Consider the following 15,451-nt stretch of genomic DNA (forward strand, 5'->3'; position numbering starts at 1 on the left):
TTCTTAATCATAAACATTTTACATCCAGCTAGTTTACACTGATTAATCCAAGCCACTAAAACTACAATTTACACTTTATAATCGACATAGATAAGTGCATCACATTTGAAATCTTTATATTTTTAATTTCCGTTCATTTTGCATTTCATCTACACGTAGCTTGATTTTCGCAGCAAGACTTTTCGAGTCTTTGGCGATGCGCTGCGCCTGTAGCAAAGATTTAATCGCGCGCTCTTCATCCCCACCCCAATACTCTACTTCAGCTCGATATCGCAGCACATTGACCGAACGGAAGCTTGCATCTTTGTCTGCATCAGCCATTTGCAACATCAGTCGCCAACCACTCAAGTCGCGTGGATTTGCTTGTAAAAATCGCTGTAGAATCAGTTGTGCTTGCGCATATTCTTTGTTTCGAATCAAAGCCTCTGCATATTTATAATTTAATGCACGATTTTCAGGCATGATGATTGCCGAACTTTTCACAGCGTTCACAGCATCGGCTGTTTTGTTTTGACCCAACAGCACATCGGTCTGCAAAATAGTAAAAAGTGCATGCGAAGCATTTTGTTTTGCTGCTTCATTTAATAACTTTTGAGCAGCACTAAAGTCACCTTGTTTAATATGCAAGCTCACCAAAGCCAACTCAGCTGCATAGTTCTTTTGTGCCACCATTGCATTTAATTGCAATTCAGTCGCCTGACCTGATAGTACTCGACTATACCAACGCAGAATTTCAAAATCTTGATCAACCAAACTGGTTTTAACTTTAGGCAACTGATTGGCACGTAAGCGAGCTTCGCTCATACGCTCCGTGGTTAAAGGATGCGTCAACCAAAAATCAGGCAGAAAGCTCACTCGACTCGTAGAGCGATGCATCACTTCAAAGAAATCAGCCATGCTCTGCGGATTGTATCCAGCACGGTACATATACTGCATCCCAATACGGTCTGCTTCACGTTCTTGGTTTCGGCTATAGGTTAGTTGCTTATCCATCAAAGCGGCTTGTGAGCCCATCATTACAGCCGCACCGACATCACCATCTGCCTGTGAGGCCACCAAGGCTCCGACCAAGATACCGGCTAGTGACAATAAACCTTGCCCTTTAAAGGCTTCTTGTGAACGACTGTAATGACGTTGTGATACATGTGCAATTTCATGTGCCATCACCCCTGCCACTTCATCCATATTACGTGCTGAATTAATTAATCCCGCATTTAATGCAAACAAGCCACCTGGTACAGCAAAAGCATTAATTTGTGGATCATTAATTAATAACAAACCGACCGGTTGATTAAGTTGAGTTTGGCTCAAAATATGCGTAAAGACAGATAAAAGACGATCTTCCATCCACGGATTTTCAGTCACAGGAAGTTGACGATGCACCTCACGATACACTTTCTCACCAATGGCACGTTCTTTTTGTTGATCCAACAAACCGACGCCACTACCAATTTCAGGCACAGAAAATTGTGGGGATGAACTAAAATCTACGGACTGCGTCTGCGCCAATGTCGAACAAAGCCCGAGACCACATGCCAGTAAAATCTTTTTCAAAGTCTATTCTCTAAATTTCATATTCGTACTTCATCGAATATAGCATTGAATTTTGGTGAATTATGGAGAAAACTGTTGTGATTGTTTATTCAAATTTTGGATTGACCACATAGCGTGGCGCACGCTCATGTACCAAAACATCCACTAGATTTTGATAAGCCAACTCTGCCATACGTTTACGGGTTGCCGCTGTTGCTGAACCCACATGGGGTAATGTCACGACATTGGCTAATGTAAATAATGGCGATTCTTGAAGTGGCTCTTGCTCATACACATCTAAGCCTGCTGCAAAAATTTGACCACGACTTAATGCATCGATTAAAGCGGCTTCATCAATCACTGAACCGCGTGAAATATTAACCAATACCGCATGCGATTGCATCAAGGCCAACTCACGTTCACCAATTAAAGCTTTCGATTCTGCATTTAAATCCACTGCAACGACCACAAAGTCAGCACGTTGCAACAAATCATCCAAATCGCAATATTGCGCTGATAACGATTCAGCCAATTCAATTTTTTCTCGGCGATTATGATAGAGTACATTCATATTAAAGCCGTAGCGAGCACGACGCCCAATGGCTGCACCAATATGTCCTAAGCCAATAATACCAATAGTTTTAGCAAAGACATCCATGCCAAATTGCTCAGGGCCCACTGTACGCTTCCACTGCCCTTGTTTGGTCCATTGATCCAATACAGGCACTTTACGTGCCGCACTCATCAATAAGGTAAATGCTAAATCTGCTGTAGTTTCCGTCAACACATGTGGTGTATGACTCAACCAGATATTTTTTTGATTTAAAAATGCTAGATCATAGTTGTCATAACCTACACTTACACTTGAGATGACTTTTAATTGTGATGCATGGGCTAAATTTGAGGCATTCAACAAACGTCCTGCACCAATCATGGCGTCAGCATCTTTTGAATGCTCAAGAATTTGCTGATTCACATCGCCCAATTTAGGACTAATTTGGAAAACTTTAAATTGCTGTTCTAAACGTTGGATTATTTCTTGATCTATTTGACTAAAAACCACTACTTTTTTTTGCATAAATTTTCCATTTACGTAATTTAAGTATTTTGTCCTGCCTTATTTTGCATAAATTGCCATAGGCGTTTTTTCAATAAAGGCTGTTCAATCATTTGCTGTAAAGATGCCAATGGATACACTTTCGCATGCTCTAAATGCGGAATATCGCCTAGGCAAATGACATTTTTATCCAAGCTCATCGCATCGATAAAACCCTGCACATAAGATGCCGCACCACGACCATCTTGCAAATTCACCCAACCAAATGGCCACTGTAAAGCAAAGAAATCGGCACTGACTGCGCGCTGAATATTGCTCCACAAAACTTGCTGCTCTGCAGTTAATTCTGTGGCATCAATGACAATGACACAGTGCATTAAACAGATGGCTTCTAAGTTAAACGAAGGGATTTGAACAATTGGACGAACTTCAACAGGCTCAACAACCTTTGGTTCATCTTTAGGTGCTTCTACAGGTTGATTTACAACAACATCAACGTTGTTTTTAAGCTCAGTCTGTGATGAAACAGGCGTTGGCTGAGGCTCATTTTTGAGTAGAATTTCAGAGACTATTTCAGGAGCCGCCTGATCTCGCCAAATATTTGAGCTAAATTGCTGACACGGAGCCGCATGAGGAATCCATATATCAATTCCCATTGCCGCCATTATGCTTCGCTGATGCCCAATCATGCTTTCATTTTCACCTATGCAAGGCTTGTTATTCTAACGGGATTCACTCTGTTTTGCTGAACTTTTATAAATCAATTAGACCACTCTATTTCTTTAAAGATTCTGTAGACTTGCTCAGACTACTTTTGACTTAAAATTAAACAATTTATTCATAAATCAAGCCGCTATAAATAATTATACGATCATTAAACTATTTTTCTTTTGCATTAGTTCAACTATCTCAGCTGATTCAAATCCAATACGCCAATATAGTAGCTGCAAAACATCCAACTCATCTTGCGTGATAATTCGATCATTCCATAAACATATTTCTGCAACCCCAAGGATGCTTAGACGCTCACGAAGCAACAATCCTGAAATATCATTTAGGATTTCAGCCAAATCAATTGGCTCATCAGAAATATCGCGATAAAACTCTAATTCTTCTTTCGTTAAGATTCGATTGAGGATTTTTTCACGCACTTCGAGTTGGTTGTCACTGTTAATTTGTTGCACATGCAACAAGGCATCAATCAAACGCACAATACTCGGTTTTACATCTTCTAAAGACGTAGGTGTATGTGCAGGCAACAGATTCAACTCATATTTCACTGTTTCAAGTAGTAAGGCGTCGAGTAATCCAATTTCACCATCTTCTTGAATAATTTTGGCCAGCTTGGTTAAGAACTGCCGTGAAATTGTTGCTGGCATGGTACCAATATTTTTACATGCCTCATGAAAAATGGAGATATGCACACGACCATCAAGATTCAATAAGGCATCCACAATCGCACGACTGACTTCAGCTTCAGTCGGAATAAATTCTCGATACTGACGAATCATTAAAATCGCAACCATCACCTCACGCGAACCGGTTGCAGTTTGTAAGGCACGTTGAATCAATTCAGGCCGCTGCCAATTTTCACGAATCTCGGGGTTCAACGGTTTAATTGCATCTCGTATCGCAAAACTAATCGGTGACAAGCGCAGTAAAGGTAATGGTTGTGGCGAGTTCCATGGTGTTGCAACATCTGGACTAGCTTCTTCTAGTGAACGGAATAAATAAAATAGCGGCTGGTTTCGCAGTTTTTTTAAATTTTCTAGTTGCAGGTCATGAATGAGCGCCGGATTTAATTCAAAAATACGCTGTTCAATACTTGGGTGAATATTCATCCAGTTTTGCGGACTGAGTGAGTTTGCAAAACACATATGAGAAATCGATTCCGCATATTCACTATGAATTTGCGAACCTGAATGATGCACATAAATCCTTAATAAGGTTTGAATATTGGCATCATTTTGAATCAGACGTTTAGTTTTCTGGTCATTACGATAGGTTCGAGAACCCAAAGAGATATATTTAATAAAGCGGGAAATCAATACACCTAAGCTTCCGATCAACCAAATGACCGCGCCAATCGCAACAAAAAGGGTTTCAAACTTATTGTCCCGTGCTTGTCCATTTTTATAGAAGCCACGTTTTGCAATTTTACTGCCCCACTGACTAAAGGTCGTCAACCCGCTATATAAGATTTTCAAACGGGTATTTTCCGCAGCTTCCCCCGACAAGATTTTATTAAATTCATGGCTCAGCAAACCATACATTTCCATCTCATCTAGGGTTTGTAAGGCGCCCCAAGTTAAAATGATCGATGTATCTCGAGGGCTAAAACCAGCGGTGAGCGCATTCACACCCACTTCATCGGGTAGGACATAAAGTGCAGGAGTATCGATTAGAAAGGTATCTGCCAGCTGCTCAGTCATACGCAGTGCAACACTTTCTTCAGGAATACTTTCTATCAGACTGAGACGACGCGCACCTAACTGTTTTGCAAGTGAATAACCACCTAAACGAAAGGTGTAAAAATCATAGAGAACTGAAACCAACATAATCAGCAGTACAGCAGCCACTAAAAATGGGCTAAGAACATGCCAATAGATAGACTGAGTGGAATCATAATAATCCACAATTAAACCGACAATTACATTAATAATTGCGACGGTCAAAAACACTGCCGCCATACACATGGTGACAGGCCAAAACATATTTTTGTTTTTTATAAAATCATAACCCACACGTCTCAATGTAATACCCTTAAGCTACATTGTCTTTTGTTTGCTCATCATAAATGAAAAAAGCGGGAAATTCCCGCTTTTTCAGTGTGTTTTCAGCAGATTATTCTTCGCGAACACCTGTTAAATCCACAGAAGCTGCATCAATGTTAACATCGATATAAGCTGGCTTTTCATTTTTTGCAGAGTCATTACGCTTACGCTCTAATGCTGCCAAATATTCAGCATCAATACCACCTGCCACATATTTACCATCAAATACCGAGCAATCAAAGTCTTGTAACTCAGGGACTTTCTTGGTGCGAACAGCAGATTTTAGATCTTCCAAGTCTTGGAAAATCAAGCGATCAGCGCCAATAATTTCACGAATTTCTTCAACGCTACGTTCAGACGCAATCAGTTCAGATTTGGCTGGCATATCGATACCGTACACGTTTGGATATTTCACCATCGGTGCAGCAGACGCAAAGAATACTTTTTTCGCACCCGCATCACGCGCCATTTGAATGATTTCGTTACAAGTCGTACCACGTACAATCGAGTCATCGACCAATAGTACGTTTTTGCCTTGGAACTCTAGCTCTACAGGGTTAAGCTTTTGACGCACAGATTTTTTACGAAGTTGCTGACCCGGCATAATGAAGGTACGACCGATATAACGGTTCTTCATGAAGCCTTCACGGAATTTCACACCTAAAGTATTTGCAAGCTCTAGCGCTGAAGTACGTGAAGTATCAGGAATTGGGATCACGACATCGATATCGTGCTCATCACCCCATTCACGTAGAATTTTCTGAGCAAGTTTTTCGCCCATTTTCAAACGTGCTTTGTAAACTGAAATACCGTCAATGGTTGCGTCTGGACGCGCAAAATATACGTATTCAAAGATACAAGGACGATATTCAGGGGCTACTGCACACTGCTTGGTCGACATCACGCCATCAGCAGTAATATAAATTGCTTCACCCGGTGCAATATCACGCTCAACCTTAAAGCCGAGCGCTGTAATTGCGACAGATTCAGACGCAATGATATATTCCATACCATTTTCAGTCTCACGCGAACCGTAGATCAATGGGCGAATACCATTTGGATCACGGAAACCCACAAGGCCCTGACCGGTGATCATAGCAACAACCGCATAACCACCTTTGCAACGTTCATGCACACGTGATACCACGTGGAATACATCTTCAGCACTTGGTGTAAGTTTTGCGCGTTTTTGCAATTCGTGTGCAAATACGTTTAATAATACTTCTGAGTCTGAATCAGTGTTCATATGACGTAAGTCAGTCTTGAACAAGTCATCATGAATTTCAGCAGCATTGGTTAAGTTACCGTTATGTGCAAGCGTGATGCCATAAGGTGAGTTTACATAGAATGGCTGAGCTTCAGCACTGCTAGAAGAACCAGCAGTTGGGTAACGAACATGGCCAATACCATAATTACCCTGTAATGCACGCATATGACGTGTGTGGAACACATCACGTACCATACCCGTATCTTTACGCAGGAATAAACGACCATCCTGACAAGTTACGATCCCGGCTGCATCCTGTCCACGATGTTGTAACATCGTTAACGCATCAAACAACATTTGGTTAACAGGTGATTTACCAGCTATACCAACTACTCCACACATAGCAACCTCGCAGACAAGCTAGGGTTAATAAAAAGGATTATTTGTTGACTCACCCGATCCAGAACGTCCGTGCTTGTTCTGCGACTCAGATGGTAGGTCTGAAGATTTCTGAGCATCTTCAGACTGAATATGATGAAGTGCTTGATTTGCAGCATCTTTGGACAATTCGGTTGCCCAAGGCGCATATGGCAATAATGACTGAACCATTTTAGATTGTTTCCAATGTGGTGAACTTTCTACCCAAGGACCTAGCCCCTGCATAGTGATCAGCACCACCAACAATCCTTTTAAGCTTCCAAAAACACCACCTGCCAGTCGATTTAACGGACCGAGCTTTAATGTTTTCAAAATACTGTTCAATAACCATGTCGCGACCCAAGTCATGACTACAATCAACAATACAATAAATGCGAACGCGGCAATCTTCTGTACCACTGGATCTGTACTTAAAGATGTCATCGAAGGTGCAAGGACGGTTGCATACTTTGCCGCAATGACAAGTGCAAGAATCCATCCAATGAAGTTCGCAAAGGCTTTTACAAATCCTTGACGCAAACCGTTAAGCCCTCCAATGAGCAAAATAATCAGTATAAAGATATCAATGGTATTCATGATATTTACAATGCGTCTACGCAGTCTTTTACAAGTGTCGGACCTGTATATATGAGGCCACTATACACTTGTACAAGGCTTGCTCCTGCTTTTTGTTTCGCAACAGCATCTGCGCCCGATAAAATACCACCCACACCGATCAATGGAATTTGACCATTTAATACTTTAGCAAAAGCCGCCAAACATGCCGTACTTTTTTCAAAGACTGGCGCACCGGATAGACCACCAGCTTCATCACCAAATGGAAGGCCTTCAACACCTTCACGTGACAAAGTCGTATTGGTGACAATCAGACCATCAATTTTAAATTTTAACAATTGTTGTGCAATAAAATTAATATCTTCAGGTTCTAGATCTGGTGCAACTTTAAGTACTAAAGGTACATAATGTTGATTTTCATCCGCCAACTCGAGTTGACGTTTCTTGAGCGTCTCTAACAGTTCAGTCAAAGCATCACCGCTTTGTAAGCTGCGAAGATTTTTTGTGTTAGGAGATGAAATATTAACCGTAATATAAGAAGCGTAGTTATAAACTTTTTCTAGACAAATCAGATAATCGTCAACTGCTTTTTCAACAGGTGTGACTGCATTTTTACCGATATTGATCCCAAGTACACCCTTAAATTTTGCAGCTTTGACATTTTCGATCAACTGATCCACGCCATCGTTGTTAAAACCCATGCGGTTAATAATGGCTTTTGCTTTCGGTAAACGAAATAAACGAGGTTCAGGGTTCCCTGATTGTGGAAGTGGTGTAATTGTACCAATTTCAATAAAGCCGAAGCCCTGGCTCGCCAGCGCATCGATATAAGCACCGTTTTTATCAAGACCGGCTGCTAAACCAACTGGATTAGGAAATTCGATTCCCATACATGTCACTGGTTTAGACGCCACGTTTTGACGCATCATTCCCATCTTGTGAGAAGATTTCAACAGCGATAATGTCAGCTCATGTGCACGCTCTGGTGCTAAAGTAAACAACAAAGGGCGGGCTAGAGAATACAACATATCTATAAAAGTCTACTGCTTTTTAAGTCGGCATATTATAGGCACAGCACAAATAAAACACCATGCTTAGCAGATCTTTATTTTTACCGATTATTGTACACTCGCTGTTAATTTGACCTGTCCCGCTTCAGAACTTAATTCCATCTTTTCAATACTTAAGCCCATTTGAACCAATTGCGTCAAAAAATTGGCCACAATTGCATAATTTTCATGCATCACAGCAATCTGTATTTGCTCGCCGACTTGTTGCGATGCCACTGACAAGCCCTGTTGTTGCGACACACGCTGAACTTTTTCCAACGCACTCAGTTGTGTATCACCTGCTGGTTTCATCGTGACGGCATTACTTTGCATCCAAACAACAGTATCTTTAAGTTCATTCACGCGCTTTTGTTGAAAATTTGCAGCTTTGTTCATATAAAACAGTGCCGAACCAATCGCTGCCACTACAACAAAAATCGTGGTAAAGATCACCATGACTCGTTCACGAGTAGAAAGTTGGTCTAAATAATCAGTGATGCGCTCAATTTGCCCATCTATACGTTGCTGTAGGTTTTCCATTTTTGTCATTATTGTATTTTCACCAATCCAATCGCGCCGTTGGCACTTGGTTGAATATTCCCTAATTCAACTTTAAAACCTTGTTGTTTTAATTGATTGGTTAGGGTTTGTAGCACTTCTGCTGAATTAGCTTTTAACTCCATATTCAGCATCGAGGCTTCATAGCTGACACGATTTGCAGAAATTTGGTTTTGCATTAGAACAGGACCAACACGGCTCAGTAAGGACAGCGCCTGCGCATTGCCTGTTTGACTCTGACGCAATTGTGATTCGAACTGGCTTTTCAGCGTTTGTTCAGTGACAGGATAGCTTTGCCCAAACCAATATTTAAACTGATCAATCGCTTGTGCCGCAGTGATATTAGCCACTTTTTTGTATTGATACCAACGAACTGCATCATAGCTAAACTGAGTAATTAGAGCCGCAACCAAAACAGCTGCACATGCTTTCCAATAGCCACTCACACCCGTATTGGCTTTGGCTTTCGGCAAAACATTCAGTGGATGGTGTTTCGGTTTTTTTATATTGGGTAATTCATAATGAAAAGATTCAATGTGATCATGCGTTACAGCGGCTTCAAGACTATGCGTCTGATCTGAACTTAGATTTGAAATCTTATAGTTCGGCTGACCAATTTGATAATCTAAGTACAAAGCCAAATCATCAACGGATTGCCCGACATATTCACCATTTCGGACCAATAAATGACCGCTGACATTTGCCAAAACATGTTGCCCAGCTTCTGGGCTTGGCAAGACCAAAAAGTCAGGTAATAACGAAATGACTTTTACAGGAATTAGCGTCAAAGCATGCTGCATCGTTTCAAGTGTACTATGCGCAATCCCCATGACCGTTAATTCATCTGGACTTTGAAAATGATGCAATACTTTCATTGCATCCAAAGGCAAAATGACATATTCCTCAAGTAAATATTTTACGCCGTCTGGGCCAAGTTTTTTATATTGGTTTTTTGGAAAATTTTGCTGAATGATTTGTACATCACGACTTGGAAAAAAAACAACCGCTTCCTTTCCCGCATGTGGCTGAATTTCCTGAATCAATTGTTCAAGTGTCGATGACTGCTTCCAGAAATCCCCTTCTGACCATTGCCAAACCCCATTGGCTTCGGGCATCCATAAATACAACATTAATTTTTCTGCCGTTTTAATTGGTTTTTATGTTGATGGTATAAACGTTTTAATTTGTGTTGATAACCCTGGAGCAATGACCGCTTGTTCATAAATGCGCGCTTCTGCCAAAGCATAGGGATTAAAATATTCTGAGACCAAAACACTGGCCATATGTGCCACAACGTTCATATGGCATACCACTACAATAGACTCATACGGTAAATGTGACAACCATTCCACTGCAACTTTGGCATCATCTTCCGGTTTGATGGCATTACAAATAACCACAGGCACATGTGGAAAATGTTTTTGCAAAGATGAAAGTGTTTGCTGCGCCCGCAGTAGCGGACTCACCACAAAAACGTCTGGTTGAATTATATCTTTCAAATATGCTGCAGTTTCTGCCGCTTGAGTTTGTCCGCGCGCTGTTAAAGGACGCTTTTCATCATTCCCCATTACTGGCGGAGCAGCTTCGCCATGCCTAACCAATGTCAGTTGCATAAAATTTCCTTATTCTATTCCGCACATTATATACAGCCAGTATGACAAAGCTATGTGTATTGCATATTAATCAGCAAACTTAAACTTGCTGATGTGGCAAGACAAATTCAACGTCACTGCGATGTCCATTTTTCATCAATGACAATGCAATGTTCAGGGCCGGCGCACCTTCAAAAATCACTTCATACAATGCACTGGTAATTGGCATATACACACCGAGCTCTTCAGAGCGTGCGCGTACTTGCACAATCGTATTAATCCCTTCCGCAGTTTGTCCGAGTTCTTTGGTGGCTTGTTCTAAGCTTTTACCACTACCGAGTGCAAAGCCGACTTGGTAATTGCGGCTGAGTGGACTACTGCAAGTTGCAAATAAATCACCGACACCAGATAAACCTAGGAATGTTAATGGGTTTGCGCCTAATTTCACTGCAAAACGGCTCATTTCTGCCAAAGCACGTGTCAAAATCATACTCTTGGTATTTTCACCGACACCATAAGCCGCAGCTAGACCCATCGCGACTGCATAGATATTTTTCAGAGCACCGCCCAATTCCACGCCATGCACATCATCACTGGCAAATACACGGAATAACGCACTGTGTAGCGCTTGTTGAACTGCGTAACGAACCAGCTCAGATTGGCTTGCGATCACTGTTCCTGCTGGTTGTCCTGCAACAATTTCCTTCGCCAAGTTTGGCCCTGAAAGCACACCATAAGGGACTTCAGGAAGTTCTTCACGAATAATATCGCTCATAAAACTAAAGGTATTGGCTTCAATACCTTTGGTCAAAGACACCACTGCTTGTGAGGTTATAAAAGGTTTGATCTGCTGTAAAACACTACGGAAAGAATGGCTCGGAATGGCCACCAAAATAATGTCACGATTACATACTGCTTTTTCTAAATCTGAAACAGCGAGCAAACCGGCTTCTAATTGAAAATCTGGCAAGTAACGTTTATTGATATGTGTTGCATTGATATCCGCAGCCACCGCCTCATCACGAATCCATATCATGGTGTCACAGCCATTACGTACTGCAGTATTGGCCATCGCAGTACCAAAACTCCCACCACCCAACACCGTAACACGCAGTGCCGTTTTTTGGTCTACTGACACAGGGCTAACAAGACTTGCAAAATCAAGTTCTGACATTGTTCTTTTATCCTAATTTCTTTACTGATCGGTCTTGTTCAATCGACCTATTTTTCACTTTTATTGGTTTGCTTTATGCCAATGGCTTACAAAATCAGCAGACTGTATTTCAGCACGCGGTGGAATTGCTTTCACTGCTGTACCGATATAAATAATGCCTGAAATCAAATCGTTTTCCGTTAAACCCAAGGCTTGTTTAAACAATTTAGATTCAACCACCGCCCCACTACGCCACATAGTTGAAAAGCCCTGTGCTTGTAAAGAGAGCAAAAAGTTTTGTACTGCTGCGCCTGAACTTAAAATTTGTTCGAAATGCGGAACTTTGGGATGATCTTGTAATTGAGTTAAAGCCAAAACCAATAGTGGCGCACGAAATGGATGGTGTTTCACACGTTCCAACTGCGCTTCTTCTGTTTGTCCAGTATCGGCTAAAGCATGTGAAAGCAACTCACCAAATGCTTCACGTTCAGTTTCAGGAATAATCACGAAACGCGTAGGCTTAAGACGATGATGATCTGGCGCCGTTAAAGCGGCTTGAAACGCATTTTCCAATTGCTCAGCATTCGGCGCAGGTTCAATTAAATGACCAATCGACTGACGCTGATGAATATTTTGATGAACTGTATCAACTGCTGATTTTAGAATTGACATCTATACACTGTACTTTAAAACGTTTGCTCAAGATTAGCATATTCTCAATAACTTACTCTAGAATGTTTACATCAGACTCGGTGCTTATTTGTTAAGTCAGCTTTATTCACAGATTTACTATAAAAAAACCGCATAACTTGTACAGCAGTTCCCTGTTCTATAAGAAATTTTATGTTCAAATAAATCAAATTGTTTCTAACTCGGGGCACCGCATGACAAAATTCAACAAAACTGTTGCCATTGTTAGCACGCTAAGCGCAACTGTGCTTTTAGCTGCATGTACATCAACGCCAACAAAATCTTTAGCGATTCAAAAACCAAATAATCAATATGAAGTGACTGCCGTAGGTAAAACCAGTTTAGCGGCAAAAAATAATGCAATTGCAGCTGCAAATAGTACCTGTGGTAAAAATGCGACCCCTGTCGTGGTGGATGAAAAGCAAGAATACAACGGAGTTTTAAAAGGCGTGGTCGATGAAAAGACAGGTCAAATGATTCAGGCGGCGGCTGGCGTACTTGGCACCATTACTGGAAATAGCGGTAGCATCAGCAAAGATGATGATTACCAAACCGTACTAACCTTTAGTTGCCGTGCAAACTAAAACGCTAGTCTGTGATTTTGTTTTGTCATTAACTCAAAATGAAATAGTCGACATGAAATAAAAAAGCCTGCAAATCTGCAGGCTTTTTAGAAGCAAAATTAGCAATAACCGTCTAAACGGGTTAAAGGTAATTTTTGACCAATGGCTTTTTCAATTTCAGGCAGTGAAAAAGCATCATCTTCAGACAAGAAACTAATACTCACACCACGAGTACCCGCACGACCTGTACGACCGATACGGTGTACATAATCATCCGACTGTTCAGGAAGTGTGAAGTTCACTACATGAGAAACACCATCGACATGGATACCACGACCCGCAACGTCTGTTGCAATCATGATGTTATGTTGACCATTTTTGAACTGATCAAGCATTTTCAAACGCTTATCTTGAGCGATTTCACCTGACAACATCACCACTTTATAACCGTCTTTTTTGAGATGATCATAAAGTTTACGCACTTGATCACGACGATTGGCAAAGATCATAACTTTTTCAATTGGTTCATCACGTAAGATGTCTTCCAGCAATTTATATTTATCAGACTTCGCCACCATGTAGACACGTTGCTCTACATCTGCATTAGTTTTTTTCTCAGGTTCAATTTCAACAGTTACTGGTTCAAACAACCATTGCTGTGCCAAATTTAAAACGTCATAACTAAATGTTGCAGAGAACATCAAAGTTTGTCGTTGTTCTTTACGTGGTGAAAAGCGCACGATACGTTTTACAGATGGGATAAAGCCCATATCTAATAAACGGTCAGCTTCATCAATCACTAAAAATTCTATTTGATCGAGCCAAACTTCTTTTTGTTCAACAAAGTCAATTAAGCGACCCGGTGTCGCCACCATAATGTCGACAAAATTACGATTTAATAGATTTTTTTGCTTATCAAAATCTACCCCACCGAGCAAAGTCATGACATTGAGATCAGTGTATTTCACTAATTCTTTTGCATCACTTTCAATTTGCAAAGCAAGTTCGCGCGTTGGTGCAAGAATCAATGCACGCGGTTCACCACGATAACGCTGTTCCTTAATTGGATTATTCAACAAGTCATTGATCACACTGACCAAGAAAGCCGCAGTCTTACCAGTACCAGTTTGAGCACGACCAATAGCGTCATGTCCAGCCAATGTAAATTTTAAAACCTTTTGCTGAATAGGCGTCATATCCTTAAAACCTAAAGCATCAATGGCTTTTTTAAGGTTCGGATGTAAATTTAAGGTTTCAAAACCTGATGACATATAGATGTGCCCTAATTGAATAATCACAAAATTGCTGAAGCATTATAAACAAAAAACGCCCCAATTTACATTGGAGCGTTTTTGAGTACATTCAGACGATTAGTCTAAAGGTTGTACTTCTTCAGCTTGGAAGCCTTTTTGACCTTTAACAACGCTGAATTCTACGCGTTGACCGTCACGAAGTGAACGGTGGCCTTCGCCCATAATTGCGCGGAAATGAACGAATACGTCGTCGCCGCCGTTACGTTGAATAAAGCCGAAGCCTTTAGTGTCGTTGAACCATTTAACAACGCCTTGTTCACGAGCTGTCATAAGTTAATCCTTATCGTATTTAAAAAAGAAGGACCACCCGGTGTTGCAAACAGCAGACCAAACAAGGTTAAAAAAAATATTTTTATTTCTAAGCTTGTAATCATTCTGTAAAACTATCAACAAAATCCCGGTTACATCCAAATATATCAAGAGTTAAGAGGCTTCACAGCCAACAAAAATCTTAACAACGCAACGAGCTTAACACGGGTTTACCGCAATTAATAGATTTTTTTGATCTATTTTCCTTTTGAATATTCTTATTTTTTCACATCGTTTGAGTTATAAATCACAAAGGATTTTTACCTATTTTAGGTTGGGATTTGGCACTGTATTTGCTAATATTTCCATTGAAATGTAAACATGTTGGATCTGCTTCGTGAGTGACAGCCAAAATTCGCTTTTAACTGTAGATGCAATGGGTAAACCCTGCCCGATGCCACTATTGATGCTCAAAAAAGCTTTAAAGAAAAGTCCAGACCAATCTTTATTGTTAAAGTCATCCGATCCGCACAGCCAACAAGATGTATCACGATACTGTCAAATACATCAGTTAAACTGTGAAATGCGCAAAATTTCCGATTCTGAGTTTCATTACTTGATTGAATCTTAAAAAGATTCAGTTAAACTAAATTGCTTCATAATTGAATAAAAGTTTACATTTCTATACCCAATTTTCCATAATTTACGGAAATATTGGAT

Annotated in this window: 16 protein-coding genes; 2 read left to right on the forward strand and 14 right to left on the reverse strand. The window is 40.7% G+C overall.

Features of this window, described 5'->3' with window-relative positions; translation table 11 throughout:
- Positions 1-114 precede the first annotated feature (114 nt).
- The 12 genes from M5F03_RS03260 to M5F03_RS03315 all read right to left on the reverse strand — a co-directional run bounded on the left by M5F03_RS03260 (position 115) and on the right by M5F03_RS03315 (position 12,588).
- Positions 115-1,554 (reverse strand): M48 family metalloprotease, encoded by a 1,440-nt coding sequence (locus M5F03_RS03260; protein ID WP_249706568.1) that lies wholly within the window; start codon positions 1,552-1,554, stop codon positions 115-117.
- 85 nt (positions 1,555-1,639) lie between these two features.
- Positions 1,640-2,611 (reverse strand): 2-hydroxyacid dehydrogenase, encoded by a 972-nt coding sequence (locus M5F03_RS03265; protein ID WP_180034723.1) that lies wholly within the window; start codon positions 2,609-2,611, stop codon positions 1,640-1,642.
- Positions 2,612-2,631: 20 nt separating this feature from the next.
- Positions 2,632-3,279, reverse strand: coding sequence for a hypothetical protein (locus M5F03_RS03270; protein WP_249706570.1), 648 nt, complete (start codon positions 3,277-3,279; stop codon positions 2,632-2,634).
- A 174-nt stretch (positions 3,280-3,453) separates the two neighbouring features.
- Positions 3,454-5,343, reverse strand: a complete 1,890-nt coding sequence (locus M5F03_RS03275; protein WP_180007308.1) for a M48 family metalloprotease — start codon at positions 5,341-5,343, stop codon at positions 3,454-3,456.
- A 91-nt stretch (positions 5,344-5,434) separates the two neighbouring features.
- Positions 5,435-6,973, reverse strand: coding sequence for an amidophosphoribosyltransferase (purF, locus tag M5F03_RS03280; protein WP_078193623.1), 1,539 nt, complete (start codon positions 6,971-6,973; stop codon positions 5,435-5,437).
- A gap of 24 nt (positions 6,974-6,997) precedes the next feature.
- The gene (locus M5F03_RS03285; RefSeq protein ID WP_078188866.1) at positions 6,998-7,585 is read right to left on the reverse strand and encodes a CvpA family protein; all 588 of its coding nucleotides are present in this window, start codon (positions 7,583-7,585) and stop codon (positions 6,998-7,000) included.
- A 5-nt stretch (positions 7,586-7,590) separates the two neighbouring features.
- Positions 7,591-8,592, reverse strand: coding sequence for a quinone-dependent dihydroorotate dehydrogenase (locus M5F03_RS03290; protein ID WP_078188867.1), 1,002 nt, complete (start codon positions 8,590-8,592; stop codon positions 7,591-7,593).
- 90 nt (positions 8,593-8,682) lie between these two features.
- Positions 8,683-9,162 carry a type II secretion system protein M gene (locus M5F03_RS03295; RefSeq protein ID WP_249706572.1) on the reverse strand — a complete coding sequence of 160 codons (480 nt, stop codon included), beginning with the start codon at positions 9,160-9,162 and terminating at the stop codon, positions 8,683-8,685.
- On the reverse strand, positions 9,162-10,301 hold the full coding sequence (gspL, locus tag M5F03_RS03300) for a type II secretion system protein GspL (RefSeq protein WP_249706574.1): 1,140 nt from the start codon (positions 10,299-10,301) through the stop codon (positions 9,162-9,164). Before gspL ends, M5F03_RS03295 begins: the two co-directional genes overlap by 1 nt.
- Positions 10,302-10,328: 27 nt before the next feature.
- Positions 10,329-10,784 carry a SixA phosphatase family protein gene (locus tag M5F03_RS03305; RefSeq protein ID WP_078193626.1) on the reverse strand — a complete coding sequence of 152 codons (456 nt, stop codon included), beginning with the start codon at positions 10,782-10,784 and terminating at the stop codon, positions 10,329-10,331.
- 79 nt (positions 10,785-10,863) lie between these two features.
- Complete coding sequence (locus tag M5F03_RS03310) at positions 10,864-11,937, reverse strand: NAD(P)H-dependent glycerol-3-phosphate dehydrogenase (protein WP_078188874.1); 1,074 nt, start codon at positions 11,935-11,937, stop codon at positions 10,864-10,866.
- Positions 11,938-11,997: 60 nt separating this feature from the next.
- Positions 11,998-12,588: a nitroreductase family protein gene (locus M5F03_RS03315; protein WP_171525909.1), complete on the reverse strand. Its 591-nt coding sequence runs from the start codon at positions 12,586-12,588 to the stop codon at positions 11,998-12,000.
- A gap of 212 nt (positions 12,589-12,800) precedes the next feature.
- Here M5F03_RS03315 and M5F03_RS03320 point away from each other — a divergent pair, with 212 nt between their 5' ends.
- The gene (locus M5F03_RS03320; RefSeq protein WP_249706577.1) at positions 12,801-13,190 is read left to right on the forward strand and encodes a hypothetical protein; all 390 of its coding nucleotides are present in this window, start codon (positions 12,801-12,803) and stop codon (positions 13,188-13,190) included.
- A gap of 98 nt (positions 13,191-13,288) precedes the next feature.
- Here the strand turns inward: M5F03_RS03320 and rhlB are convergent, their stop codons facing one another.
- Together rhlB and M5F03_RS03330 are read right to left on the reverse strand one after the other, a co-directional pair.
- Positions 13,289-14,440: an ATP-dependent RNA helicase RhlB gene (rhlB, locus tag M5F03_RS03325; RefSeq protein ID WP_180003018.1), complete on the reverse strand. Its 1,152-nt coding sequence runs from the start codon at positions 14,438-14,440 to the stop codon at positions 13,289-13,291.
- Positions 14,441-14,539: 99 nt separating this feature from the next.
- On the reverse strand, positions 14,540-14,752 hold the full coding sequence (locus tag M5F03_RS03330; protein WP_005014923.1) for a cold-shock protein: 213 nt from the start codon (positions 14,750-14,752) through the stop codon (positions 14,540-14,542).
- A 415-nt stretch (positions 14,753-15,167) separates the two neighbouring features.
- Here M5F03_RS03330 and M5F03_RS03335 point away from each other — a divergent pair, with 415 nt between their 5' ends.
- Positions 15,168-15,362 carry a sulfurtransferase TusA family protein gene (locus tag M5F03_RS03335; protein WP_078189214.1) on the forward strand — a complete coding sequence of 65 codons (195 nt, stop codon included), beginning with the start codon at positions 15,168-15,170 and terminating at the stop codon, positions 15,360-15,362.
- The last annotated feature ends 89 nt before the right edge of the window (positions 15,363-15,451 follow it).

Source organism: Acinetobacter amyesii (genome assembly GCF_023499985.1).
Taxonomy (GTDB): domain Bacteria; phylum Pseudomonadota; class Gammaproteobacteria; order Pseudomonadales; family Moraxellaceae; genus Acinetobacter; species Acinetobacter amyesii.